The organism is Mogibacterium kristiansenii (assembly GCF_009695905.1).
In the GTDB taxonomy this organism is placed as follows: Bacteria; Bacillota; Clostridia; order Peptostreptococcales; family Anaerovoracaceae; genus Mogibacterium_A; species Mogibacterium_A kristiansenii.
This window is the reverse complement of record NZ_VUNA01000008.1, coordinates 1-23,437: the sequence shown is the minus strand read 5'-3', so window position 1 is coordinate 23,437 and position 23,437 is coordinate 1. Positions and strand designations below refer to the sequence as shown.

Annotated in this window: 27 protein-coding genes and 1 pseudogene; 8 read left to right on the top strand and 20 right to left on the bottom strand. The window is 46.3% G+C overall.

What is annotated here, in order from left to right; genetic code table 11:
- Positions 1–4 precede the first annotated feature (4 nt).
- The gene (locus FYJ65_RS05100) at positions 5–415 is read left to right on the top strand and encodes a helix-turn-helix transcriptional regulator (RefSeq protein ID WP_154554280.1); all 411 of its coding nucleotides are present in this window, start codon (positions 5–7) and stop codon (positions 413–415) included.
- A gap of 89 nt (positions 416–504) precedes the next feature.
- Here the strand turns inward: FYJ65_RS05100 and FYJ65_RS05095 are convergent, their stop codons facing one another.
- From FYJ65_RS05095 to FYJ65_RS05070, 6 genes are read right to left on the bottom strand one after another with little or no spacing between them, the layout of a single operon-like run.
- Entirely contained in the window at positions 505–1,755 is a 1,251-nt protein-coding gene (locus FYJ65_RS05095; RefSeq protein WP_154554279.1) for a glucose-6-phosphate isomerase, read from the bottom strand.
- A 17-nt stretch (positions 1,756–1,772) separates the two neighbouring features.
- On the bottom strand, positions 1,773–3,500 hold the full coding sequence (locus tag FYJ65_RS05090) for a phospho-sugar mutase (RefSeq protein WP_154554278.1): 1,728 nt from the start codon (positions 3,498–3,500) through the stop codon (positions 1,773–1,775).
- Positions 3,501–3,539: 39 nt separating this feature from the next.
- On the bottom strand, positions 3,540–4,019 hold the full coding sequence (locus FYJ65_RS05085) for a YfcE family phosphodiesterase (RefSeq protein WP_154554277.1): 480 nt from the start codon (positions 4,017–4,019) through the stop codon (positions 3,540–3,542).
- A gap of 33 nt (positions 4,020–4,052) precedes the next feature.
- Positions 4,053–4,571, bottom strand: a complete 519-nt coding sequence (locus FYJ65_RS05080) for an NUDIX hydrolase (protein WP_154554276.1) — start codon at positions 4,569–4,571, stop codon at positions 4,053–4,055.
- A 3-nt stretch (positions 4,572–4,574) separates the two neighbouring features.
- The gene (locus tag FYJ65_RS05075) at positions 4,575–5,261 is read right to left on the bottom strand and encodes a GntR family transcriptional regulator (RefSeq protein ID WP_154554275.1); all 687 of its coding nucleotides are present in this window, start codon (positions 5,259–5,261) and stop codon (positions 4,575–4,577) included.
- Between the two features lie 27 nt (positions 5,262–5,288).
- On the bottom strand, positions 5,289–6,626 hold the full coding sequence (locus FYJ65_RS05070; protein WP_154554274.1) for a TIGR04283 family arsenosugar biosynthesis glycosyltransferase: 1,338 nt from the start codon (positions 6,624–6,626) through the stop codon (positions 5,289–5,291).
- Positions 6,627–6,978: 352 nt separating this feature from the next.
- Here FYJ65_RS05070 and FYJ65_RS05065 point away from each other — a divergent pair, with 352 nt between their 5' ends.
- Genes FYJ65_RS05065 through FYJ65_RS05055 form a run of 3 tightly spaced genes read left to right on the top strand, consistent with a single transcriptional unit; the run spans position 6,979 to position 10,476 of the window.
- A complete protein-coding gene (locus tag FYJ65_RS05065) occupies positions 6,979–7,884 on the top strand; it encodes a nucleotidyltransferase family protein (protein ID WP_154554273.1) in 906 nt (301 codons plus the stop codon).
- A gap of 35 nt (positions 7,885–7,919) precedes the next feature.
- Positions 7,920–9,392, top strand: a complete 1,473-nt coding sequence (locus FYJ65_RS05060; protein ID WP_154554272.1) for a nucleotide sugar dehydrogenase — start codon at positions 7,920–7,922, stop codon at positions 9,390–9,392.
- A gap of 13 nt (positions 9,393–9,405) precedes the next feature.
- Positions 9,406–10,476: an NAD-dependent epimerase/dehydratase family protein gene (locus tag FYJ65_RS05055; RefSeq protein ID WP_154554271.1), complete on the top strand. Its 1,071-nt coding sequence runs from the start codon at positions 9,406–9,408 to the stop codon at positions 10,474–10,476.
- A 102-nt stretch (positions 10,477–10,578) separates the two neighbouring features.
- Here the strand turns inward: FYJ65_RS05055 and FYJ65_RS05050 are convergent, their stop codons facing one another.
- Positions 10,579–11,907 (bottom strand): ATP-binding protein, encoded by a 1,329-nt coding sequence (locus FYJ65_RS05050; protein WP_154554270.1) that lies wholly within the window; start codon positions 11,905–11,907, stop codon positions 10,579–10,581.
- Positions 11,908–12,217: 310 nt separating this feature from the next.
- On the opposite strand from FYJ65_RS05050, the gene FYJ65_RS05045 reads away from it, so the two are divergent.
- On the top strand, positions 12,218–12,439 hold the full coding sequence (locus FYJ65_RS05045) for a transposase (RefSeq protein ID WP_154554269.1): 222 nt from the start codon (positions 12,218–12,220) through the stop codon (positions 12,437–12,439).
- A 26-nt stretch (positions 12,440–12,465) separates the two neighbouring features.
- Here FYJ65_RS05045 and FYJ65_RS09850 read toward each other — a convergent pair whose 3' ends face one another.
- From FYJ65_RS09850 to FYJ65_RS05025, 4 genes are all read right to left on the bottom strand, one after another.
- The gene (locus FYJ65_RS09850; protein WP_288823434.1) at positions 12,466–12,828 is read right to left on the bottom strand and encodes an ATP-binding protein; all 363 of its coding nucleotides are present in this window, start codon (positions 12,826–12,828) and stop codon (positions 12,466–12,468) included.
- A gap of 484 nt (positions 12,829–13,312) precedes the next feature.
- Positions 13,313–14,527 carry an ATP-binding protein gene (locus tag FYJ65_RS09795; RefSeq protein ID WP_328603040.1) on the bottom strand — a complete coding sequence of 405 codons (1,215 nt, stop codon included), beginning with the start codon at positions 14,525–14,527 and terminating at the stop codon, positions 13,313–13,315.
- Positions 14,528–14,682: 155 nt separating this feature from the next.
- Positions 14,683–15,690, bottom strand: a complete 1,008-nt coding sequence (locus FYJ65_RS05030) for a nucleotidyl transferase AbiEii/AbiGii toxin family protein (protein ID WP_154554267.1) — start codon at positions 15,688–15,690, stop codon at positions 14,683–14,685.
- Between the two features lie 16 nt (positions 15,691–15,706).
- A complete protein-coding gene (locus tag FYJ65_RS05025) occupies positions 15,707–16,312 on the bottom strand; it encodes a DUF6088 family protein (protein WP_154554266.1) in 606 nt (201 codons plus the stop codon).
- A gap of 571 nt (positions 16,313–16,883) precedes the next feature.
- Here FYJ65_RS05025 and FYJ65_RS05020 point away from each other — a divergent pair.
- The 3 genes and pseudogenes from FYJ65_RS05020 to FYJ65_RS10040 all read left to right on the top strand — a co-directional run.
- The gene (locus FYJ65_RS05020) at positions 16,884–17,762 is read left to right on the top strand and encodes an SMODS domain-containing nucleotidyltransferase (protein WP_154554265.1); all 879 of its coding nucleotides are present in this window, start codon (positions 16,884–16,886) and stop codon (positions 17,760–17,762) included.
- Entirely contained in the window at positions 17,740–18,321 is a 582-nt protein-coding gene (locus FYJ65_RS05015; RefSeq protein ID WP_154554346.1) for an SLATT domain-containing protein, read from the top strand. The genes FYJ65_RS05020 and FYJ65_RS05015 overlap by 23 nt, the downstream gene beginning before the upstream one ends.
- A 36-nt stretch (positions 18,322–18,357) precedes the next feature.
- A pseudogene (locus FYJ65_RS10040) lies at positions 18,358–18,585 on the top strand (IS1634 family transposase); the annotation flags it as partial.
- A 127-nt stretch (positions 18,586–18,712) separates the two neighbouring features.
- Here the strand turns inward: FYJ65_RS10040 and FYJ65_RS09845 are convergent.
- The 9 genes from FYJ65_RS09845 to FYJ65_RS09495 form a co-directional block, all read right to left on the bottom strand.
- The gene (locus tag FYJ65_RS09845; protein WP_331469433.1) at positions 18,713–19,102 is read right to left on the bottom strand and encodes a hypothetical protein; all 390 of its coding nucleotides are present in this window, start codon (positions 19,100–19,102) and stop codon (positions 18,713–18,715) included.
- 9 nt (positions 19,103–19,111) lie between these two features.
- Positions 19,112–19,486, bottom strand: coding sequence for a sigma factor-like helix-turn-helix DNA-binding protein (locus FYJ65_RS09840; protein ID WP_331469432.1), 375 nt, complete (start codon positions 19,484–19,486; stop codon positions 19,112–19,114).
- Between the two features lie 369 nt (positions 19,487–19,855).
- Positions 19,856–20,128 (bottom strand): YdbC family protein, encoded by a 273-nt coding sequence (locus FYJ65_RS05005; RefSeq protein ID WP_154554264.1) that lies wholly within the window; start codon positions 20,126–20,128, stop codon positions 19,856–19,858.
- Between the two features lie 72 nt (positions 20,129–20,200).
- The gene (locus tag FYJ65_RS09670) at positions 20,201–21,064 is read right to left on the bottom strand and encodes an SEC-C metal-binding domain-containing protein (RefSeq protein ID WP_154554263.1); all 864 of its coding nucleotides are present in this window, start codon (positions 21,062–21,064) and stop codon (positions 20,201–20,203) included.
- Between the two features lie 6 nt (positions 21,065–21,070).
- On the bottom strand, positions 21,071–21,535 hold the full coding sequence (locus FYJ65_RS04995; RefSeq protein ID WP_154554262.1) for a hypothetical protein: 465 nt from the start codon (positions 21,533–21,535) through the stop codon (positions 21,071–21,073).
- 21 nt (positions 21,536–21,556) lie between these two features.
- Entirely contained in the window at positions 21,557–22,117 is a 561-nt protein-coding gene (locus tag FYJ65_RS04990; protein ID WP_154554261.1) for an SLATT domain-containing protein, read from the bottom strand.
- Positions 22,118–22,130: 13 nt separating this feature from the next.
- Positions 22,131–22,949: an SMODS domain-containing nucleotidyltransferase gene (locus tag FYJ65_RS04985; protein WP_154554260.1), complete on the bottom strand. Its 819-nt coding sequence runs from the start codon at positions 22,947–22,949 to the stop codon at positions 22,131–22,133.
- A gap of 198 nt (positions 22,950–23,147) precedes the next feature.
- A complete protein-coding gene (locus FYJ65_RS09995) occupies positions 23,148–23,240 on the bottom strand; it encodes a hypothetical protein (RefSeq protein ID WP_416388863.1) in 93 nt (30 codons plus the stop codon).
- The coding region (locus tag FYJ65_RS09495; RefSeq protein ID WP_206157314.1) for a hypothetical protein at positions 23,222–23,437 on the bottom strand (216 nt) is incomplete at its 5' end. The genes FYJ65_RS09495 and FYJ65_RS09995, both read right to left, overlap by 19 nt.

Below are 23,437 nucleotides of genomic sequence, written 5' to 3'. Positions count from 1 at the left end.
ACCTATGAAGACAATAGCAGACAACATTAAGGCATTAAGGAAGAATTATTCCTTAACACAAGGACAGCTCGGGGAAATTGCTGGTGTAACGGATAAGGCAGTCTCAACCTGGGAAAATGGTGTAGCCGTTCCACGGATGGCCGTAGCAAGAAGAATTTCGGAACATTTTGGTATCAGTCTTTCTGAAATTTTGGAAGAAAGCGATGAAGCAGCAAAATACGATGTTGATCCGAAGGCACTGGCCCTTGCAAAGACAATTGAGCAGAACCCGTCACTCAAGCAAGCGTTGCATGCATTGCAGAAACGACCGGAAACCATTCCGGTTGTTCAGAAAATCGGCATGCTCACTTCCGACGAAATCGTAATGCTGAACCAGCTTCTCAGCCGGTTCTACAGCGTACGCACAAAGAAGTAAACATTTCCGGTGGTAGGATTGTGAAATAGAAAAAGCAACTCGTTTTAGCGAGTTGCTTTTTTGCTTTTTGCGGCGCCGGCACACAGCACCTATTCCGCAAGTTCTCGAATGTGGGCCCGGGTCTCCCGCTTGTAGGCCTCCACGCCCGGCTGGTCGAAAGGACACACCTCCGCCAGCAGCGCCGACACGGCGCACTGCACTTCGAAGAAATACATCAGCATTCCCACGTGGTACGCATCCTGACTCGGCATGGAGATCTCGATGACCGGAATCCCCGCCTTCACGTGGGCATCGAAGACGCCCCGCTCCGCGCATTTATTGATCTGGTTCAGGGTTTTGCCCACCAGGTAATCCAGTGCCGTTTCCGGAATCGGGTAATCCATGGCCGCGCCGGTTCCCTCTTCTGAGAGGGTGAACAGCGTTTCGAAGAAGCAAGGGTGACCCTGCTGCAGGAACTGCCCCATGGAATGGAGGTCCCGGCTGAATATTAAAGTATACGGAAGTATTCCTTTTCCTTCTTTTCCTTCACTTTCCCCGAAGAGCTGTTTCAGCCACTCCCCGAAGTAATTGAAATAGGGATCGAAAGACTCAAAGACTTCCACGTTCCGTCCCCGGGCGTACAGTTCCTGCCGGGCAATGGCATAGTCCAGAGCATCTCCCTCAAAAGCCTCTGCCTTCGCCAGCGCCTTTCCACCGTTCAGGAATTCCCGAATGGAAATCCCCGCCACCGCAATCGGCAACAGCCCTACCGGCGAGAACACGGAATACCGTCCGCCGATGTTTTTCTCCAGGCTGAAGCAAGAAATGCCTTCTTCTTCCGCCTTGTTCCGGAGATAGTTGGACTCCTCCCCGGTAATCACGTAGATGCGGGAAACGGCTTCCGACCCGTACCGTTCCTTCATCCATTTTTCAAATATGCTGTACGCGGTCAGGGTTTCCATAGTGGTGCCGGATTTGGATATCACGCAAAGGGACACATCCCGGTCGCCTACCCGCCGCATGATCTCCATCACGTAGCGAGCGCTGAAATTGTATCCTGCGAAAATCACTTCCATGCCGGAATCCGGAGACTGCAGCAGATCGATCACTGCTTTTGCCCCCATAAAGGATCCGCCAGCCCCCAGAACCAGAAAAACCTCGCTGTTTCCGCGAATGCCATCCGCCGTCTCTTCCAGCCGGCGAATCTCTTCTTCGCTGCACCGCGCCGGGTAATCCACCCAACCGGTGTACTCCATTTCCCCGGACCACAGCGCCCGAAGTTTTTCTGCTGCCGCATCTCTTCCATTCTTAATTGCTTCTTCGTCGACTCCCGAATAATTCAGGTTCACGCGAATATCCATCCATTTATCCTTTCCGGTTAATTCTCTCGTTTCAGCATTTCCATTATGCCGTCTTCAATGCATCGGAGATTGGCCTCCGCCTTCTCCATGGAATCCCCCTGTGCCATCACATAGATTTTAATTTTCGGTTCCGTTCCGGATGGCCGAACCGCCAGGTTGCAGCGGTCCGCCAGCTCGTAGTAGAGCACGTTGGACGGTTCCATTCCGGTGGACACCCGTTCGCCGGTAGCCCGGTCCAGAATTTCCTGTTTCTCGTAATCCCGAATTCGAAGAACAGGAAGTCCGATTTCCGTCGGGACTTCTTCGCGGATTCGATCCATCCGGGCGCGCATCTTCTCGCCGGCATCAAATCCCTCGTACTGAACGGAAGAGGTATGTTCCCGATAGAACCCGTATTTTTCGTAGAGTGCCTGCAATGCCTGCACCAGATTCATATTCCGGTTTCGGTAGTAGCAAGCCATCTCCGCCACCAGCATGGAGGCCACCACCGCGTCCTTGTCCCGGGCATAGGTACCCGCCAGGAAGCCGATGCTCTCCTCGAATCCAAAGATGAAATTGTATTCGCCGGTCTCCCGGAACTCCTTGATTTTCTCCCCGATAAATTTAAATCCGGTGAAAACCTCGTGAATGGAGACGTCGTTCATTTCGCAGATTCGGTTCGCCATCGGCGTGGTGACAATGCTTTTCACCGCCGCCGCATTCTCCGGCAGAATCCCCTTGGCTTTGCGGACCGTAATCAGGTAGTCCAGCAAGAGCACACCGATCTGGTTCCCGGTGAGTGCCTGATACTCCTCGCCGTTCCGAACCACCACGCCGCAACGGTCCGCATCCGGATCCGTTCCGATGATCAGCTCCGAATCCTTCTCCTTCGCCAGAGCGATGGCCATCTTAAAGCCCTCCACATTCTCCGGGTTCGGCGACGCCACGGTGGGGAAGTTCCCGTCCACCACCATCTGCTCCGGCACCGGAATGATGTGCTTCATTCCGATTCGATGCAGTACCTCCGGCACCAGCCGATATCCGGCCCCGTGGAATGGGGTAAAAACAATTTCAAAATCATCCGGCGCCGCGGCCACGAACTCCCGGCCCACGGACTGAGCCAGCACCGCGCTCATGTATTTTTCGTCCATCTCCGCACCGATAATGGTGAGCAGCCCTCCGGAGGCCGCTTCCTCCAGGTCGATGAGCTGAATATCATCGAAAATATCGATGCGTGCCATCTCCTGAGACACCTTCTCGGCATGCTCCGGCGGCATCTGCGCCCCATCCGCCCAGTACGCCTTGTAACCATTGAATTCTTTGGTATTGTGGCTGGCGGTAATGTTGATGCCCGCAATGGAATCGGTCTCCCGGATGGCAAAAGACAGCTCCGGTGTCGGTCTCAGATCCTCGAAAAGATTCACGTGAATTCCGTTGGCCATCAACACGGACGCCGCTTCGCAGGCGAAGACCCTGGAATTGTTCCGGCAGTCGTGGGCGATGGTCACGCCGTCTCCGATGCTCTCTCCGCAATTCCGAATGATGTTGGCGAATGCCTGAGTGGCATGGCGCACCGTGTACACGTTCATGCCGTTCAATCCGGCCTGCATCACGCCTCGCAGTCCCGCCGTACCGAACTCCAGCATGGAAGTGAACCGGCTCTCGATTTCCTCCGGATTCCCCTGGATTTCCCGTAATTCTTTTTTTGTGTCCTCATCCACCGCGTCGCTTTCAAGCCAGCGGTAATAATTGTCCAAATAATTCATTCGTTCCAGATCTCCTTACTCTGCCTGATCCGGGCAGTTCTAATAGTTCACAATGGTGGCGGTCAGGTTTTTTTCCGTCGCCACAATCAAGGCGCAGGAAGGTTTGCTCCCGCCCCGTGGATTCGTCAGGCTCCCGGGATTCAACAGGTGAATGCCCGCCACAGTCTCGTTCACCGGCACGTGGGTGTGGCCAAAACAAACACACCGGCAATTGTACTCTTCCGCCAGATAGCACAGGTTCTGAAGGTGCCACTTGACGTTCTCCGTGTGCCCGTGAGTCACCGCGATTCGGCCGGCAGGGGTTTCCAGTACCTGTACCTCCCGCGTCATCTGACCATCGCAGTTTCCATGGACGCAGGTTACCGGTAGACCCAGCCGTTCCCCCAGTTTCAGGGCATCCGTGTAGTGGTCCCCGCAGTGAATCAGGGCATCGACAGTCATCCCTTCACTCAGCCGCCGGTACATCTCCTCTGCCCGGTCAATCGCGCCGTGCGTATCGCTTACAACTAAAATATTCATCAATCCGTCCCATCCTTCGGAAACTCCGCCGCGCTAGATTCGGTGCGTCTCCAGATATTCTTCATAATCCATTTCTTCTCCGTCCAGCGCTGCGTACTCCAAGGTGTCGTCCAAAGCGTACTGCAGCTTTAGAGAAAAGAACTCTTCCCGTTCGCACAGGAGGCTCAGAAAAATCCGGTCTCCCGTCCATAGCTCCAGCGTTCCGATTTCGTCCATGGGAACCCATTCCAGCACCCCTTCGTCGCAGGGAATTCCCTCGCCGTCAAAAGCCGTCGCGGTGAACAGGTGCATGTATTCCGTCACTTCATCGCCGTAGCAGAAGGTCACCAGCCCCCGGAATCGGTACTCCCGCAAGGTGTACCCCGTCTCCTCCCGGGTCTCCCGGAGAATGCATTCCTCCGGACTCTCTCCTTTTTCGAAATGACCTCCCACGCCGATCCACTTGTCGTGGTTGATATCGTTCTTCTTCGTCACCCGGTGCAGCATCAGGTAGGATTCCCGTCCCCGGACCTCCTGCTGAATGTAGCACAGAGTGCTCATCGCCGTCTTCATGGGTTACTCTTCCGCCTCCTCCGACTCTTCAAGCACGTCGAAGAGGTTGTTCATCCGCTGTTTGGACAGTTCGTTTCCCACAAAAAGAATCACGTCGTTCTCATGAATTCGTTCGTACGGTCCCGGGGAAATCACGTAATCCGTGCTTCTTTTGATCGCTACGATTGTGGCCCCGGTCTGCTGCCAAATATTCAGCTCGCCGATGGATTTGCCCAGATACGCACAGTGCTCATCGATGCGGATATCGTACGGTACGAAAGAAGCGGTGGAATGGCTTCGCTTCGTCTGTCCCACCAGGGTTTTCAGCAGCTTGGACAGATGGTCCAGCTCCTCCTGCTGCCGGTTCACGCAATCCGATATCTCCCGTCGAATCTCCTGCATGGATACCGTATTCTTATACCGCTCCACGAAGAGGTGGGCCTTCTCCCGGGAAGCCACATAGGTTCCGCTTCCCTGACGAATGGTCACGATGCCCAGATCCACCAGAATATTCACCGCTTTCCGCGCCGTCTCCGGAGAGACGTTGTAGTTGCTGGCCAGGGTGGAGCGAGCGCTGATTTTCTCCCCGACGGTGTACCAGCCGTCCGCGATTTTCTGCGCCAGCTCCACAGCAATCTGCTGATATCTGGATTCATAGATGTATTTTCGTTTTTTTCCGTTTGCGTCCACTTTGTTGTTCTTCACATCCATTACGGTCACCTCGTTTCTTCATCCCGACTAGCGGATATCCGGATATTCTTCAAACAGTTTCACCGGGTCTTCGCCCGCCCGGTAACGTTTCCGCAGGTCCGCCATATGCTTCATCACCATCAGTTTGCGGATGGTGCTTCCCCGGTAGCGCCGATCGGACACCAGCAAGGTGTTCTCCGTCATGGCCGTGGCAACGCCCATCTCCCGCAGCGTCAGGGCGAACTGATAATCTTCCATAATCGGGATCTCCGGGAACATGCCCGCTTCGTAGAACACCTCCCGCTTGATAAAGAGTCCCTGATCGCCGAAAATAATGCCTTTCGCCGCCCGCCGGTTGGAAATCACCCGGTTGGTCCACATGAAGAAGTTCCGGCTGCGGAAACGGATTCCGAAGCAGCCCGCGTCCACCTTCTCCATCACCGAAAGGATCTCTTCCACCGGATGTTCCGGCAGCTCCGCATCGATGTGCAAGAAGAACAGGATGTCCCCGTTGGCCGCCTCCGCACCGATATTCATCTGCATTCCCCGGCCCTTTGAACTTTCCAGGAAACGAATCTTTCCGCCGCTCTCGGCTTCCGCTTCTCGGAGCACCGCCCGGGTTCCGTCACTGCTGCCGCCGTCCACGAAGATGATCTCGCACCGGCCCTCCAGCCGCTCCAGATTCTTCACAAAAGGCTGCACCAGCGCCACCTCGTTGTACACGGGAACGATGACGGAAATGACATGGTGTTTTTTCAAGTACTCCCCGGAATGGCCTTTCGCACTTTCCCGGAACAGGAGCAAATCCTCGATGGTGTCGATATCCCACTTCTCCTCCAGAAGGCCGTAACCCTTCCAGCTTGGAATCATCTCCAGTGTATCCTGAAGCACTTCCGAATGGCTGTACTCGCCCAGGGAAAAAAGCGGCTTCATCATGCGCTCTTCTCCGGCCCGGGCTCCGATCAGCCAATATCCGCCGTCTTCCGTGGGTCCCAGCACGTAATCCTTCTCCCGAAGAATGGTGAAGGCACGGTTGAAATCCACTTTGTCCGCGTACGGGACATCCGTTCCGATGAGGATGCACCGCTCATATCCCACGGACATAGCCCGGCTCAGCGCATTGTACATCCGCTCCCCCAGACCGTCTCCTTCCTGTTCGAAGAACTGCGCCCCCGGGAACAGTTCTCGGAATGCCCCTTCGTTGGGTCCGCCACCGGTATATGCCACGAACACGTCTGCGATGGTGTCCGTCAAGGCCTCCGAAAGGTCCTGCAAGAACGCCATGTGCAGTCCGGCACACTCCTCCGGCTTCAAATAGGGCATCAATCTCGTTTTGGTTCTTCCCGCTTCCGGGATTCTGGTAAAAACAACTACTGCCTGATTCATACTAATCCGATTATCCTATTTCCTATCTGCTGTTCTTATCTCAAAAAAGATATAAAAAGTCATAATGTTTCATATTATTTTATCATAAACATTGCTTAATTTATATCGATTATTTGTTTTCTCGGTGACCGGCAAATTCATTTTTTGTATTTGCCACAGAATCGACACGTTGCCGAGTGCTATTATACCACAGTTTGCATTATTATTAATAGCATAATTTAATATTTTTTGTCAAAAACCGTTCGCTTTGTGCTATAATATATATACTTCGTGTGATATTAATAATATCCTTTGTGGTATTCTGAATATCATTTCTACTTATTTATGCAACACAAAGAACAGGAAAAAGACTATGAAAACATCACTCGTAATTATGGCGGCGGGTATCGGTTCTCGCTTCGGGGGCGGCATTAAACAGCTGGAACCGGTAGATACCAACGGCCACATCATTATGGATTATTCCATCCACGATGCCGTCGAAGCCGGCTTTAACAAAATTATTTTTATCATCCGAAAGGATATCGAAGCGGATTTCCGAGAAGTGATCGGAAACCGAATCGAAACCGTCTGCCGAAAGTGCGGCGTGGAAGTGCACTACGCCTTCCAGGATATCCGCGATATCCCGGGAGAGCTGCCGGAAGGCCGCACCAAACCTTGGGGCACCGGACAGGCGGTGCTGGCGGCCAAAGATCTGATTCGGGAACCTTTCATCGTGATCAATGCCGATGACTACTACGGCAAAGAGGGATTCCGCCGGATTCACGAGGCCCTCACCTCGGAGAACGGGGAGCACTGCATGGCGGGCTTCGTGCTGAAGAACACCCTGTCGGACAACGGGGGCGTCACCCGGGGCATCTGCCACATAAAGGATCACTATCTCACCCGGATCAAGGAAACCAAGAACATCCGAAAGACGCCGGAGGGCGCGGAAGCGGACGGCACCGCCATCGACATCGACTCTCCGGTCTCTATGAACATGTGGGGATTCCAGCCGGAGTACCTGCAGCAGCTGGAGCAGGGCTTCCGGGATTTCTTCCGCAAGGAAGTTCCCGAGAACCCGCTGAAATCCGAGTTCCTGATTCCCATCCACGTGGGCAATCTTCTGGAGGCGGACGGTATTACCGTCAAAGTTCTCCCCACCGACGACACGTGGTACGGCATGACCTATAAAGAAGACGTGCCGGAAGTCCGGAAGAGCTTCGCCAAGCTGATCCAAGGCGGAATCTATACGGAAGAGTTGTTCGACGATTTGGTGTAAAATATTTTTATGATTGATATATGAAAGGAATCGATATGAAGAAATTATCCATGGACAAGCTCATTTCCACCGTTCAGGCCCGGCGGGAGGCTTTGGGGATGACGAAGAAGGATCTGGCGGAGAAGTGCGGCATGAACCGAACCATGATCAGCCATATGGAGAACCACAACTACGTGCCTTCCATCAAGCAGCTGCAGAATCTGGCGGAGGCGCTGGAGTTCGACCCGACGGATGTTTTTGCGGAGGATCATGGGGCTCATGTAAAAGCAGACCGGAAGTACAAGATTGCCGTTGCGGGCACGGGTTACGTGGGGCTCAGCATAGCCACCCTGCTGGCGCAGCACAATCCGGTCACCTGCGTGGACATTTTGGAGGAACGGGTGGACAAAATCAACCGCCGGGAATCCACCATTCAGGACGATTACATCGAGGATTACCTGGCCCACAAAGACCTGGATATCACCGCCACCCTGGACGGAGAGGAGGCGTACCGAAACGCGGAATACGTCATCATCGCCACCCCGACCAACTACGACAGCAAGAAGAATTTCTTCGACTGCTCCGCCGTGGAAGCGGTCATCGAGCTGGTTCTGAAGGTGAACCCGGATGCCACGATGATCATCAAGTCCACCATTCCGGTGGGATTCACCGCCTCCGTTCGGGAGAAGTACCACACCAAAAACATCATTTTCAGCCCGGAGTTCCTGCGAGAATCCAAGGCGCTGTACGACAATCTGTACCCTTCCCGCATCATCGTTTCCTGCGATGAGGACAGCAAGGAGAAGGCCCGGACCTTTGCCACCCTCCTGCAGCAGGGCGCCATTAAGGAGAACATCGATACCCTGTTCATGGGCTTTACGGAGGCAGAGGCGGTAAAACTCTTCGCCAACACCTACCTGGCCCTGCGGGTTTCCTACTTCAACGAACTGGACACCTACGCGGAGATGAAGGGCCTGAGCACTCAGGAAATCATCAAGGGTGTGTGCCTCGATCCCCGCATCGGCGACCACTACAACAACCCGTCCTTCGGCTACGGCGGCTACTGCCTGCCAAAGGACACCAAGCAGCTGCTGGCCAACTACGCGGATGTGCCCCAGGAAATGATGACGGCCATCGTGGAATCCAACCGGACCCGGAAGGATTTCATCGCGGACCAGGTGCTGGAGATGGCGGGTGCATACGGTGCGAACAGCGAATACGATGCGGAACACGATGCAGAGAAGAACGTCACCATCGGTGTGTACCGCCTGACCATGAAGAGCAACTCGGATAACTTCCGGCAGTCTTCCATTCAGGGCGTTATGAAGCGAATCAAGGCCAAGGGCGCCAACGTGATTATCTACGAGCCAACCCTGGAAGACGGAACCACTTTCTACGGAAGCAAGGTGGTGAACAACCTGAAACGGTTCAAAAACAAGTCCCACGCCATCATCGCCAACCGGTACGATGAATGCCTGGACGATGTCGTGGAGAAGGTATATACTCGAGATATTTTCCAGAGAGACTAAGGGGGGGGCGAACATGCAGAATATCGATCTTACCGGAAAAACAATTCTCGTGACCGGTTCCGCCGGTTTCATCGGTTCGAACCTGGTGCTGGAGCTGCTGAAGTCCGAGTCGGAAGCCACCATCATCGGGCTGGATAACGTAAACGATTATTACGATGTAAGCATCAAGGAGTGGCGGCTTTCGGAAATTGAAAAAGCCGCTGCCGAGAGCAGCTGTTCCTATCATTTTATCAAGGGAGATCTGGCGGACCGCGCTGTAATCGATTGCCTCTTTGCGGATTACAAGCCGACGGTCGTTGTAAACCTCGCAGCGCAGGCGGGCGTAAGATATTCCATCACCAATCCGGATGCATACATTCAGAGTAACTTGATTGGTTTCTATAATATTCTGGAAGCCTGCCGGCATGCCGAACCGGCGGTGGAACATCTGGTATACGCCTCCTCTTCTTCGGTATACGGCTCCAACAAAAAAGTGCCGTACAGCACCGAAGACAAGGTGGACAACCCGGTTTCCCTCTACGCGGCTACAAAGAAGAGCAATGAACTGCTGGCTCATGCCTACAGCAAGCTGTATAATATTCCGTCTACCGGTCTCCGGTTCTTCACCGTATACGGACCGGCCGGACGACCGGACATGGCGTATTTTGGTTTTACCAATAAGCTGCGGAAGGGCGAAACCATTCAGATTTTCAACTACGGAAACTGCAAGCGGGACTTCACTTTCGTGGACGATATCGTGGAAGGCGTGAAGCGCGTGATGAAGGGTGCGCCGGAGAAAGCTGTCGGTGAGGACGGGCTTCCGATTCCGCCATATGCCGTATACAACATCGGAAACAGCAATCCGGAAAACCTGTTGGATTTCGTGACCATCCTTCAGGAGGAACTGATTCGCGCAGAGGTTCTTCCGGCCGACTATGATTTCGAGGCTCATAAAAAGCTGGTGCCGATGCAGCCGGGAGATGTTCCGGTGACCTATGCGGACACCGGTGCGCTGGAACGGGACTACGGCTTCAAGCCGAACACCGACCTGAGAGACGGACTGAGAAAGTTCGCCGAGTGGTATAAAGAATTCTATAAGGTATAAAATAACGAAACGCCCCGAGGGTTCGTCCGACGACGGATCCCGGGGCGTTTTGCGTAGGTGCAGCTTTTTCAAAGGAGTTTTGAGGGCAATGAAGGATTGCAGTTATTCCAACGCCAACCCAATCAATCGATCTGTCTGGTCGGCCATGAACAGCGGAATGTTCAGCACATCATCATCCAATTTGAGATTATTAAGAGAGAACCGGATGCGAAGTTTTACTTTGTCCGGGAACAACTCTTTAAATTTCTTCAGGCTCTTGCTGGATGTGTTGGCTTCCGATTTGACCTCAACAGGGAAAATATCATTTTCCCGTTGAATGAGGAAATCCACTTCATACGGCGGATTACTTTGGCTCCAGTACCGAGGAACTACCTCAAACTGTGTGATTAAGGTTTGAAGCACAAAGTTCTCGGTCAATGCCCCCTTAAATTCAGTGAATAGACGGTTTCCCTCCCCGAAAGCAGTCGGTGCCAACTGTGCAAGACGGCGAAGAAGACCGACATCTACCAAGTAGATCTTAAAGGCAGACAAGTCATCATAAGCTGACACCGGAAGACCGGGCGCTGAGCTGCGGTAAATCTTATGCACCAAGCGGGCATCTACCAACCACTGCAGAGCGTCTTCGTATTCACGGGCCCTGGCTCCTTCTTTGACAACCCTGTAAATGAACTTCTTGTTCTCCCTTGCCAGCTGAGAGGGAATGGATTTCCAGATCATCGAAATCTTTGGGAACTCGTTGATGTTGGGATGTTTTGCAAAATCACGTTCATAGGCTCCGATGATACCGGCCAATGCCTCCTGCATGGCAGCAACATCTCGCGCTTCTGTCCACATCTTAACAGATTCCGGCATTCCTCCGGTGACATAGTACATCTTTAATTTCTCATACAGCGGATTGAAGAATGCATCGGGGATTGGTTCAAGGGTATCTACCATTTCCAGATACTTAACCAAATTCTCATCCCCGTTCGCCAATAAGAACTCTGTAAAGGTCATCGGATCAATCTGCATGAAGTTAACCTTTCCCACCGGGAAAGAAGATGGCTTTGCCAGAGCAATACCCAGCAATGAACCCGCGCAAGCAATATGATACTGCGGTGCATTCTCGCAGAAATACTTCATGGAGTTGATAACCTTAGGGCAGTCCTGCACCTCATCGAAGATGATGAGGGTCTTTTCCGGCACAAGCTTCTGCCCGCTGGCCAGCATTAGGTTCTGCAGGATGCGATCAACATCTTTAGTGGTCTCGAAGAATTGTTTGTATTCTTCATTTTCATCAAAGTTAAAATAGGCGGTATTTTCATAATACCGCTTGCCGAATTCCTTCAAAACCCAAGTTTTTCCCACCTGCCGGACACCTTTCAAGATTAAAGGTTTGCGGTAGGGAGAGTTCTTCCAGTCCAGCAGTTTTTTTATAATCAATCGTTCCATAGATGCGCCTCTTCACACTTTTATTGGTAATTTCGTGTTATAAATCACACTTTTATTATATTTAAAAGACTGAAAAATGCAATACAAATCACAAAAGTATGCATATATCAATGAAAGAAGTCTGTAGAGCCCGCAGTCCCTCATATACACTTTATGAATAATCCGTGCCCAAATGAGCCACCTGTCCGGTGCGAGTGAGCCACAATTCCGTTTTACTATGAGCCATAATTCCGGTCACAATGAGCCACTTGTTTTATAATAGAATTATGCACAATTATTGTGTAAATCTATTATACAGGAGGTCACCATTATGACCAAATATCGTGAAATCCTAAGATTATCAAGCTTGGGATTTAGTAACCGGAACATAGCATTGAGTGTTCCGTGTTCAAGAAATACCGTAGCAAAGGTCTTAAAACGAGCGCAAGAATTAGATATCTCTTGGCCATTGGAAGACAATCAAACGGTTGAAGTTCTTGAAGGTTTATTTTATCCAAAGCAACGCGACCGCTCTCAAAAGCGTATGCCCTGAAATGATATGCTCTATAAATTTGTTGATTACAGTTTCAGACTGTTTTCGTCCAGCAGAAAATTCCTCAGTCCGATTGTAATAATTCCGTTTTCATCTCGGCGCACTTTAATATTATCCCCAACAACAACAATTTTTCTGAAGAAATCTGAAATCCGCAAAAGCCCTCGTTGTTCCTGATTTACTTTATCTGCGGTCGGAAGTGCAAAAGCAGATTGAATATAATACTTCTCGCTTCCTTTTGTGGCAACGAAATCCACCTCCAACTGCTTCTTTCCACGTTTTCCGTCGGCCTTGGTTTCATAATATTCCACCACACCGACATCCACATGATATCCTCGAACCCTTAGTTCATTGTAGATAATATTCTCCATCAAATGCGTTTCTTCAATCTGACGGAAGCCTAGTCTCGCATTTCTTAGTCCTACATCTTCAAAATAGTACTTTGCCAGCGCTCAACGATATCTGAGATATAAACCTTCTGAAATAGTGAATTAAGATATTCTGCCTTGTCCTCGGCTTCTTCCATTGTTAAGATGAGCGGCAGACCACCATAAACAAGATAGTCATCCCACGCTTCATCCTGTGAGCCCTGGTATACAGAAACGTATTCGGAAAAGCTTAAAGGATAGACGCGAATCTCGTCTCCTCGTCCACGGAACACAGATGATCATGAAAAAGATGAAACAGCAGATATGATTTCCCGCATCTTTTTACACCCGTCACTACTTTTATCAGTCCATTTTTCTTTTTCCGGATCAACTTATCCAGATAAACATCACGTTTAATTTCCATAAGGCACCCTCCATTCCGAAAACCGGTGCACTTGCACCTGGTATCGGAATAGACACATCACGAAGCAAAATCTGGATAAATCTATACTTCTGTAAGAAGAAATGCCATGTAGAGCGGAAGGGTAAGAATTTCACCGCTCTTGCCAACATTATAATCGCCCAACTTAATGGCCGAATTTACATGATATTTTTCCGGATGCGCCAGGATTGTCTTCGTGCTTTTCGTATTTCCGGAGGAAGCTTTTACTTCCACCAACGTGCACGCCCCTTTATATCGAATTACAAAATCCACTTCCAATCCGGAATTCTTGTGAAAATAGTACAGCTTTCGCCCCATCTTGGTGAACATATCTGCAATGAGGTTTTCAAAAATCGCCCCTTTATATCGAGCGAGGTTCCCTTGCAGGACATCAAATTGAGTTCCATCTTCCAACATGCTGATGAAAAGTCCGCAGTCCCTCATATACACTTTAAAGACATCGTCCTGCGCATTGCCATCCAGAGGCAACTCAGTAGCAGTGAGGTTGTAGCATCGAGATATAATTCCCGCATCTTCAATCCACTGCAGACTTCCGGCATATTTGGATGCGGTAGAACCTTTTTTTACGACGGAATATTGAAACTTCTTGTTTTCCTTGCTCAACTGTTTCGGGATGGATTGAAAACACTCGAGTATGTGGGACTTGTCCTTTTGATTCGCATACTTTATCATATCGTCTTCGTAGGAGCGAACAATGTCCCGCTGCATGTTCAGCACTTCATCCAATCGCTTGGTGTCAACAAAGGTCTGCACCACTTCCGGCATACCGCCCACAACCGTATATTGCAAAAGCAGCTGACGCATTTTTTTATGAAGCGCCGCCGGAACCGGAGTGACTCCGCGAATATTCTTTCGCAGCGAGTCAATGACAACTTCCGAGATTCCATTCGCCCACAAAAATTCTTCAAAATCCAACGGGCTCATGTCTATGGTTGTTTCGTATCCTACCGGGATTGACTTTGGTTCTTTTCCGTAACCTCTTACCCCTAACAGAGACCCTGTTCCGATTACATCGTAGCGACCATCCAAATGGAAGAACTTCAATGCAGTTCTTGCGTCCGGGCATTCCTGAATCTCATCCAATACAAGAATGGTGTTCCCCGGTTCAAATACCGCTTCACTCCCAAGCAACGCAGAGAGGAGCATCGTAATATTATCGATTTCCAACGATCCTTCAAAAACGGAACAGTAATCCGGGTTCTCGAAGAAGTTCAAATATACGACATGCTTGTAATTCTTTTTCGCAAAATCGCGAATTGAGCAACTTTTTCAAGGGAGTTTTTATGGAAGTCGCAACTTTTTCAAGGGAGTTTTTTGCGTTTTCGCAACTTTTTCAAGCGAGTTTGCATTTTTCAAAGGAGCACAAGTGGCTCAAAATCAAACGAGCACGTGGCTCACTTTCTAGTTGACATTCATAACTTGGTCAGCGAATTGATTTCTTTCTCTAAGTTACCTATGAATTTCATAAGTGTTTGGAAATCCGGATACTCGCCAAACAGCATATTTTTCATACTATTGTAGTCTTTCTGTAAATCCTCCATACGATACTCCGGCGGCAAGAGTTTCAGCGTACCTGGTACTGCAAGCTCATAATGCGCCCATTTCCGCGGATAAAATTTCATTTTGAAATCCGTCACACGCTTCAAAAGCGCAATATTGCTATACGCAGATTCTTTGATGTCAGAATGTGCAATGCAATAAAGGTCATAATAATGACGGGAGTATCTTCCCGGCATGGACAGATTCTCAGGGCGATTTGCCTCATGATGCAGGATGGTCGCTTTTTCCCAGAAAGTTCTCTCCGCGGAAGCAGTAAGGATTGTCGTATCAGGCCTTGAAAAAATCTTCGGATACGCTTCCGCAACATAAGGAGCAATTGTCTTGGCAACGGATGGCGTCCATGCTGCCAATGCCCCTATTTCAAGCCTGATGGTTTGCATCGTATTACTATCTTCAAATATCTTCGGATACTGGAAACATATCGTCTGAGGGTCTTCCGGGAGAATATAGAAGCTCGCTTCTTTCCCCAAAATTTTGCTCATATCCTCTTTCAGTACCGGAAGAAGCTGTTCAGACAGAAAGGTCTTTGCACGACTATTGGCTTCTTTGTTGAAAGCGTCCTGCTTTGTATTAGATCGCTGCTTCCAAGGCTCATTTAATCCATATCCCAATACACGCCAATCTAATATCAGGTCAATATCCTCGGAAAATCGCTTAATCAGACCGTAACATTTTGAGAGGCTCGTCCCGCCCTTGAATGTAAATGCTTCCTTCCAAGGGCAACTGTGAAAAAGATAGTCCAAGGTAAGGCAGACCCAAAAATCCTTCTCAACAATAGCCTCGTGCAAGCCAGTTTTCTGGGCTGTATTTCTAAACAGAATCCGAAGCTGATCCTCCGGCTGTTTTATCAGCTGGTACATTCATTTACACCTTCCTTTATTCACATATCTGTTTGATTAAGTCGTATACCCATACAGTAACTTGATGAGCCTCTTTCAGCATCGTAGCCTTATCTTCATCCGAAAGTCGACGTCTGATAATGTCCATCTGTGCATCGGTGACATTGTTCTTGCCGATGGCTTTCAATGCCTGGATAACAGTAGCTGTCTGCCTGGAGATTCCTGATATCTCGCGGTTGTTTCTATGCCTGAACTCTATCGTAAAGGCTCCGATTTGAAACTCATGATAGGGACCATCGCTGATATAACTCCATTTAGCTGTAACCTGCGTTGACAAACCAAGCTGATTAAGTGCAGTATCTGCACACGGGGCAATCGTCCAGCCAAACTTTCTCGCCAGTGTATCCGCAACCTTGCCCGGTGACGGAGCTTCGTATTCATCAATCAATTCACTGTATCGTGGGTAATAGTAAACGCCCCTCATGATTTTCTGAATTTTTCCAGCTTCATCTAACCGCAACAGCGCCTTGCGTACTGCATGATATTCACCCAAATCCAGAAAATCGCCGACAATGTAAATCTCGTCATGGCCAACTTCTTTGATTCGCTCATAAATTTGAGTGGTAATGCTATCCCTTTGCAAGTAATCACCTCCTTATTTTGTCTCAAATATTATATATTTTTTGAGACAAAATATCAAGACAAGGTTTGGACAACTTTCCTGGATTCCTGAAGGCTAGTGTGGGTTATTCGGGAATCCAGGTTTCAAGCGGAGCTGAATCAAAATTTTCTCGTCGTAAGAAAGATGTTTCCCTTTTGGTGTTCAGTTGTGGTAGAATGTACATGGTTCATAGTGATGACTCCTTTGGCGATTGTTGATATAGCACCTACATTCTACCACAGAAGCATGGCTATGGATTTTTTATTTTATTGTTCAACTTGATTATACAATCAACCAGTTTAAAGGATTTGATAGTATTGATGAGAAAATGAAAAGATGTCCAAATAATTTAAATGATACAAATGTTAGAATTGAGTACATTGAAAATCATATACAATGCTTTTTAAAAAATCATCTGGATGCTATTACAGAGTTTTTAGAGAAAGTAAAACAAAAATATTTAACAAAAATGATTGAAACTGGTCAAATATGGATTTTTTGATCAATATGGAATTACAATATAATAATTTTATTTGAAAGGAAGAGGTAGAGTATGTCAGTAAGTGATTATTTTTCAACATTTTGTTCGAATCTGAGAATGAGTTCTGATACCGTATCAACAATTCAATATAGGTATCATCAGATAACGAAAAGAATAAATCTGGACTATTGGAGTAGTTCATCGGAAACAACACACAGTTTATATGTAGGTTCATATGGGCGTGGAACGGAAATATGTACGAGCGATATAGATATTATTGTTCAGTTGCCATATTCTACCTATGAAAAATTTAATGCATACAAAAGTAATGGACAGTCAGCACTGTTACAGGAAGTTAAGGGAGTTTTGCAAAAGACTTATAGTACATCATATGTAAAGGGTGATGGACAGGTACTAGGGATTAACTTTTCGGATGGAATCAATTTTGAAATTGTACCTGCTTTTATAAATACAGATGGAAGTTATACTTATCCTGACTCTAATAATGGAGGAAGTTGGAGAACAACGGATCCAAAAAAAGAGATTGATGCAATGAATAGTAGAAATACGGATACAAACAAAAACTTGAAGCGTCTTTGTAGAATGGCGAGAGCATGGAAAGGGAAATGTAATGTACCGATGAGTGGAATACTTATAGATACGTTAGCTTATAAATTTATAAATGATTGGGAATATAAAGATAAATCGTATCTTTATTATGATTTTATGAGTAGAGATTTTTTCAAATATCTTGAAGAATTGGATGAAAATCAGAATTACTGGCTTGCACCAGGAAGTCAACGCTATGTATGGAAAAACGGAGAGTTTCATGCAAAAGCAAAAACAGCATATAATAATGCAGTTTCTGCAATATCATATGAAAACAGTAATTATTCATATTCAGCAAAACAGAAATGGAGAGAGATTTATGGAACGAAATTCCCGGAATAGTCAAGGGTATAAATTGGAATCACAAATTCGGGAGGCATATGGAAGAGTTACATATTCACAAACATGCCATGATAAGTTTATAAATCGGACGGTAAAATTAGAGGATAGAATAAAAGTAGCACAAATTGTATTGTCTGCACTCACCACAAGTGGCTTTGTAGTAGCAATATTTTCTGATGATAAGATTGCTAGTATTTTAGGAGCAATAGTTTCTTTAGCATTGTTTATACTAAACACATATATTAAAAATTCTGACCTTTCTGGAATAGCACAAGAACATAAAAAGGCTTCTGATTTATTATGGAAAATAAGAGAAGAGTATGTGTCGTTATTAACAGATTTTGAAATGCTGGATGCAAATGAAATTCGAAATAAGCGAGATGATCTGCAAGAAAGAACATCAGAAGTATACAGCAATTCGCCTAGAACGGATGCTAAGAGCTATACAGCAGCACAAAAAGCATTGAAAACAGAAGAGGAACAGACTTTTTCAGAAGAAGAGATAGATATAATGTTGCCTAATTCTATTCGACGATGTAATCGACAAATGGTAGAGTGATAAGAAGAAACATTTATGGAGGGATTTTAAAATACATACAAGCAGATACTCTCGATAGCATATTATTTGATCCTCGAAGATGAGAAACCCCTGTACAGGTTCAGCAAGTGAGCCGGGCTCCACAGACATCCGTATGGCAAAGATATCTCTTCCCAGAGGTCCAGTGAATTATTCCAAAGCATCACCGAGGAACAGAAGATGAAGTTCTTCCGCCTTCAGGGTGAACGCAAATCCGAGAAGGAATACTGGGCATACGACACGACATGGCGCAAGTAATGGCTTTTCATGTTCAAGGAATAATTCCAGCCGGCTGCCCTCTTTCTTTTAAAAGAGCCTTCGATTGAACTGTTCATTCCGAGAAGCGCTACTGTTATCCAGGTGGAAATATTTCTTACCGTTCCTTCAGCATTCGGCTTATCCTTTGATGTCCTGATACGGGCAGGGATGATAGCTGTGCCATAGTGTTCAGCCATTTCCTGATAGGTTTCATTGATCTGCTGGTCTTTCCATCCACCATTGTGGACAACTGCTGTCTTGCAGTTATCCGGTACAAGTATTCTGGCAACACCGCCAAAAACTCATACATATGGACATGGGCAGTAATCCAGGATTTCTGCTTCATATCCAGAAAGGCTTCTACAAATGCATACTGGCTGTAAGTCATTACACCTACAAATATGTAAGCCTTTAAAATTTCACCGGTATCCGGGTCAATAATTGTTGCAGGATCACCTTCCCAGTCAACTTCAACCTGCTCACCGGGTTTGCGATTGATGTGCATGGTAGCACGTCATTTCTGCTCATCCTGCTGGATGTGATAGCAGAATTGAGAATACATGAGCGGCTCGTCGCCGTTGGCTCGACAGTCCTCCATGTATTCAGTCCACAGGAGCTTTTTACTGACTCCATTGCGGAGCAACTCCTTACGAATGTAAGCGTAGTCAGGCATCCTCTTATTGGATGTGATTTGATTTACAGAAGGGAAAAACTTTTCTGCAAGTACAGCATCGGTATCGCTTTCATCAAGCGGCCAGGAAATATCTAATTCCTTAGCTCGCCTTAAAACGCGATTGACCGTCTTCTTGGAGACATTGCAGCTGTCGGCAATGCTCTGCTGACTGAGTCCCAGACTACTAAGTCTGAGAATCTCTCGATACTTGGTCATAGTCATGACCTCCTTTGAATGTATTTACACCTTGGTGCATAATTACATTCTAAAGGATTTATGATAAAGGTTTCCACTACCGGAATGGTGGTTTCCTTAAAAACGGATTTGCGGTTTCCTATCCCCGGACAGCAGGGACACGGAGGCCGGATTATTCAGATAATCGAGTGCTGATGCTCCGCCAATGTTCCTTGACCACCACATCCACTTGCCATTTGAGATTTTAAGAATGTCGTGCTCCCGAGTGCAGTAGACATTCCCATGCACTTTAACGAGATTTTCTGGCTCATAAAGTCTCAGATAGGTAAGCAAATCCATCTCTCTGGCCCTTGCAACTAATTCATCTGAATAGTAAATGACGAACACCTCCTATCGTTCATAGTCATTGACTCTAGGTGCGTTCATGTCATTCAGAAGTCCGACTGCATCTTTTGCCTGAACTGCATCGATAAATCTCTTTGTCTCATCTGCAGTCAGAGTGACACCTCTAGACATGTGCTCATGATCTTCAGACCAGTCACGAACATCTACCTTAGCTGCAGCACCATTCCAGGAAATGATATTGACTTCCTTCGTCCAGCCAGTAGGATACTTTGCAATCGTTCCTACATTAGCAAGAATCTTATGACTGATTTCGCTCATAATGTTTACCTCCTTGTTTCTGGGTATAAGAAAAGCCCCAGGCGTTATTGCCTGAGGCATGTAAAATCACTATTATAAGCTAAACAGTTTAATTCTCCCCGTAGGGCTAACAATATTATGTTCATTTCTATAGAACAAATTTCTTCCACAACATTTCTTATACTTTATACCACTACCACAAGGGCAAGTATCATTCCGACCTGCTTTTACATCTTTTTTCTTTAATTGAATGGTTGAAGAAATGTTAAAGCCATCCAGGAAATGCAAATTATAACCCAAAAACGTATTTAGCATTTTATACTTTTCTTCCTCATCAACATCATCCTGCACCTCCAAAACACATCGTTTATCTTCTGGATGCTTCACTAAACATATAGCTTGTAGTTCTTTAATTTCATCAACACACATAATCGCCGGTTCTCCCCAGTACAGATTCCCCTTTATATGTCTGCATTCTAGGCTTTGCATTGATTTCCCACATATACTACAATGGGATTTTTTAATTATAAACTCGCTACTCGAAAATAATCTATACGGATAAAGAGTTTCGTACTTCTTTAAGTGTACTACAATAGCATCCAAATCATATCTCTCATCTGAATACCTATTGATGAATTTTGCGATATCCAAGCAGTCTTGTAAAACATCCCAAGACTCTCTATATCTTCGCTCTTCTAGTAAGTGGAAATAATTGGCAAGCTTTAAGAAAAAAAGGAAGTACTCTCTAAATACATATTGTGCATTTGCCAAGCATTCATCTGTATTTGAAACAGCAATTTCTCTAACCTCTTTAAACAACTGGCTTACATCATTCATTGTAATTATTTCATTCAAATAATCGCCGCTAGAAATGCATCCTTTTATATCATTGAGTTTTTTACATATAGTGCGAATCTGATGGAGGTTCTCTTTGTGATTTAAAAATACATTAAGCATACTAATCTACAATTCATTAATATCGATTTTCTCGAAAGTTTCCTTAAAAGTGTCAGCGTCGCCTTTGTAATTCAATACTTTTTCTCCTTCAGCCGTTCTTACAACAAACGAGACTTCCACTTGAGCCTTCTCATCTTCTCGACCTTTTTTCTGTTCACTAATATAATTCGATACCATATTAATTGCGAAAGGTAGCAAAACATTTGATGCTACCCAAACAATCGGCAGCCAAATATCAAACGAATGCAATGAACGCACTTCGATATCATTCTGTTCCGCTATTGTCACCGAACAATCCTTTTGATATTGAGTACAGTATTTAACAAATTCAATCGTTTCCTTTGCATAGTAGTATTCGTTTTCTGAATACTTTTGGGGTAAAGCCACTATCTCTTTACCTAGAAAGATCTCATCATTTATCGCGCTATAATTTTCATAATACTTTTTCATATCGAAACTATTAGTTTCCATACAATCCTCCATTATATTTTATTATTCCTTTCTAAGATGGGCTGGCAGCATCTGCTCAGCCTCCCCTTCGTTAAAGAACTGTTCCTCTTCTTTTTTCAAAGCCTTTTGTGCTTTTTTATAACCCCTTCGTGAAGTTCCCTTGTACCTTTTATTAATATCCGAAATCAGATTTTGTATAGCCTCTCGCCTTTTTATAATCTCAGCATTGTCCAACACATTCAAATCAGTTATCAACGATATGTATTGTTCCCTAACAAGCCATAACTCGTCTGCAGCCGACTTGTGTTCCTGTGCATCTAAATGTGGCTTAAAGTCCTTTGTATATAGATTCAGTCCCAATGATACTGCTGCAGCAAGGCCTGCGATGATACACAGATACGCTTGATTGCCTATAATTGTAGCGAAGAAACCACTTGCGGATATAGCTGTTAAAATAATCTGAGAAATACGAAGAACATTATCTTTCGCTATTAAGTAATCTGCATCTTTGTGGTGAGCCGTGTATGTGTAAACAACTCTTGCATGCGCTTCAACTAACTGATGTTTAACGTCTGTTTTATAGTCATTTTCGGTTATATCCATTACTGTTTCCCCTTTATACCATTTTCCTTAGGATTTTGCCTAACACTTCCCAACCTTTCGAAGCATCGACCGGCATACCACTACCCGGTGCCAAAATATTCGGTGTAATTAACCCATTAAACGACACTCTATTATATTCATTTAACAGATGTTCTTCGAATGTATTTATGCTCCTTGTGGCATCTTCACCTTGTCTAGTAAAGTGCCATCCACCAATATGGTTATAGACAAACGAATCTATCAAAATCCCCGATAAATGATAGCTACTAAAATATTTATCCCTAATATATCTGATATGCTGACAAGTAGCTGTAAGTAACTTGTTAGTGCTATTTTCAGCATCCTTTTTATTCATGGCATCTATTTCAGCACGAGGATTAGTTGATAACCAGTTCCCACCCATATGCGTATCCGGATAAATATATGTTCCGTCCCAGCCCCATAAGCTCATTCTTTTAAACGCCGGGAGGATTTCAAACCTAATACCATCTGAAAAATCAACAGACACTATTTGCCCATCACCTTTTATTTTAGTTAGTGGATATGTAGCAAGTAATGCATCCTTAACAGCTTGTAACAATCTCGAAGGACCATTTCCGTTCAATGAATTAAAATGATTATACTCACTTTCAGGCAAGATAAACAAAACATCCAAGTCACTAGTATTTATAGCTGTTCCTCTTCCATACGATCCAACATACATACTGTGTTCTGTTTCACTCTCGCTATTCCAAAAGCTTCTATTAATTGCCCTCGTTATTCTTTTGTAACGACCAGAAATAACGCTTCTAGTTTCTTTATCAATACTGTGTTTTGTTACTTTAATGCTCATATAACCTCCTAAATTTATATATATTATACCATTACCATAATTGTTCAACAATGCAAACGAATGGGCAGTAGTGTGGCAATGTATCGGCACCTCATTACGAGATGCCATTGCAGTGAATATATGCAACAATGAAGATTGTTGTGAACTGAATTGTCAGTTCTATCGCTTTCGACATGAATATGTGAAGCATTATCTTTCCTAGTCTTTCCGGTGAAACGATGGCATCATTCCTTCTGATTTCATGCTGAACATATCGCCGGTTTCACCAGCAACTATAATATGATCCAGCATCTTAATGTCCAAGAATTCACCGCAGCCCCTAAATATGCATAATTACATTCTAAAGGATTTATGATAAAGGTGAAGATTCCTGCCAGAATTGCACCACTGTTCCAGTAAACGGGTACCGCAATTCCTGAGATATGGTACCGTTGTTCCTGCAACTGGATACCACATATATAAATCCTTAAAATGAATGTATGCATCTT

What these genes read in the sequence shown, in the direction of transcription:
- FYJ65_RS05090 (WP_154554278.1), bottom strand. Translation starts at nt 3,500, where the DNA reads ATGAATTATTTGGACAATTATTACCGCTGGCTTGAAAGCGACGCGGTG.
- FYJ65_RS05085 (WP_154554277.1), bottom strand. Translation starts at nt 4,019, where the DNA reads ATGAATATTTTAGTTGTAAGCGATACGCACGGCGCGATTGACCGGGCA.
- FYJ65_RS05095 (WP_154554279.1), bottom strand. Translation starts at nt 1,755, where the DNA reads ATGGATATTCGCGTGAACCTGAATTATTCGGGAGTCGACGAAGAAGCA.
- FYJ65_RS05075 (WP_154554275.1), bottom strand. Translation starts at nt 5,261, where the DNA reads ATGGATGTGAAGAACAACAAAGTGGACGCAAACGGAAAAAAACGAAAA.
- FYJ65_RS05030 (WP_154554267.1), bottom strand. Translation starts at nt 15,690, where the DNA reads ATGTACCAGCTGATAAAACAGCCGGAGGATCAGCTTCGGATTCTGTTT.
- FYJ65_RS05005 (WP_154554264.1), bottom strand. Translation starts at nt 20,128, where the DNA reads ATGAGCGAAATCAGTCATAAGATTCTTGCTAATGTAGGAACGATTGCA.
- FYJ65_RS05100 (WP_154554280.1), top strand. Translation starts at nt 5, where the DNA reads ATGAAGACAATAGCAGACAACATTAAGGCATTAAGGAAGAATTATTCC.
- FYJ65_RS05080 (WP_154554276.1), bottom strand. Translation starts at nt 4,571, where the DNA reads ATGAAGACGGCGATGAGCACTCTGTGCTACATTCAGCAGGAGGTCCGG.
- FYJ65_RS09845 (WP_331469433.1), bottom strand. Translation starts at nt 19,102, where the DNA reads ATGCACATCAATCGCAAACCCGGTGAGCAGGTTGAAGTTGACTGGGAA.
- FYJ65_RS05015 (WP_154554346.1), top strand. Translation starts at nt 17,740, where the DNA reads ATGGAACGAAATTCCCGGAATAGTCAAGGGTATAAATTGGAATCACAA.
- FYJ65_RS09995 (WP_416388863.1), bottom strand. Translation starts at nt 23,240, where the DNA reads ATGCTGGATCATATTATAGTTGCTGGTGAAACCGGCGATATGTTCAGC.
- FYJ65_RS09840 (WP_331469432.1), bottom strand. Translation starts at nt 19,486, where the DNA reads ATGACCAAGTATCGAGAGATTCTCAGACTTAGTAGTCTGGGACTCAGT.
- FYJ65_RS04990 (WP_154554261.1), bottom strand. Translation starts at nt 22,117, where the DNA reads ATGGATATAACCGAAAATGACTATAAAACAGACGTTAAACATCAGTTA.
- FYJ65_RS04995 (WP_154554262.1), bottom strand. Translation starts at nt 21,535, where the DNA reads ATGGAAACTAATAGTTTCGATATGAAAAAGTATTATGAAAATTATAGC.
- FYJ65_RS05045 (WP_154554269.1), top strand. Translation starts at nt 12,218, where the DNA reads ATGACCAAATATCGTGAAATCCTAAGATTATCAAGCTTGGGATTTAGT.
- FYJ65_RS05065 (WP_154554273.1), top strand. Translation starts at nt 6,979, where the DNA reads ATGAAAACATCACTCGTAATTATGGCGGCGGGTATCGGTTCTCGCTTC.
- FYJ65_RS05055 (WP_154554271.1), top strand. Translation starts at nt 9,406, where the DNA reads ATGCAGAATATCGATCTTACCGGAAAAACAATTCTCGTGACCGGTTCC.
- FYJ65_RS09670 (WP_154554263.1), bottom strand. Translation starts at nt 21,064, where the DNA reads ATGCTTAATGTATTTTTAAATCACAAAGAGAACCTCCATCAGATTCGC.
- FYJ65_RS05070 (WP_154554274.1), bottom strand. Translation starts at nt 6,626, where the DNA reads ATGAATCAGGCAGTAGTTGTTTTTACCAGAATCCCGGAAGCGGGAAGA.
- FYJ65_RS05050 (WP_154554270.1), bottom strand. Translation starts at nt 11,907, where the DNA reads ATGGAACGATTGATTATAAAAAAACTGCTGGACTGGAAGAACTCTCCC.
- FYJ65_RS04985 (WP_154554260.1), bottom strand. Translation starts at nt 22,949, where the DNA reads ATGAGCATTAAAGTAACAAAACACAGTATTGATAAAGAAACTAGAAGC.
- FYJ65_RS05020 (WP_154554265.1), top strand. Translation starts at nt 16,884, where the DNA reads ATGTCAGTAAGTGATTATTTTTCAACATTTTGTTCGAATCTGAGAATG.
- FYJ65_RS05060 (WP_154554272.1), top strand. Translation starts at nt 7,920, where the DNA reads ATGAAGAAATTATCCATGGACAAGCTCATTTCCACCGTTCAGGCCCGG.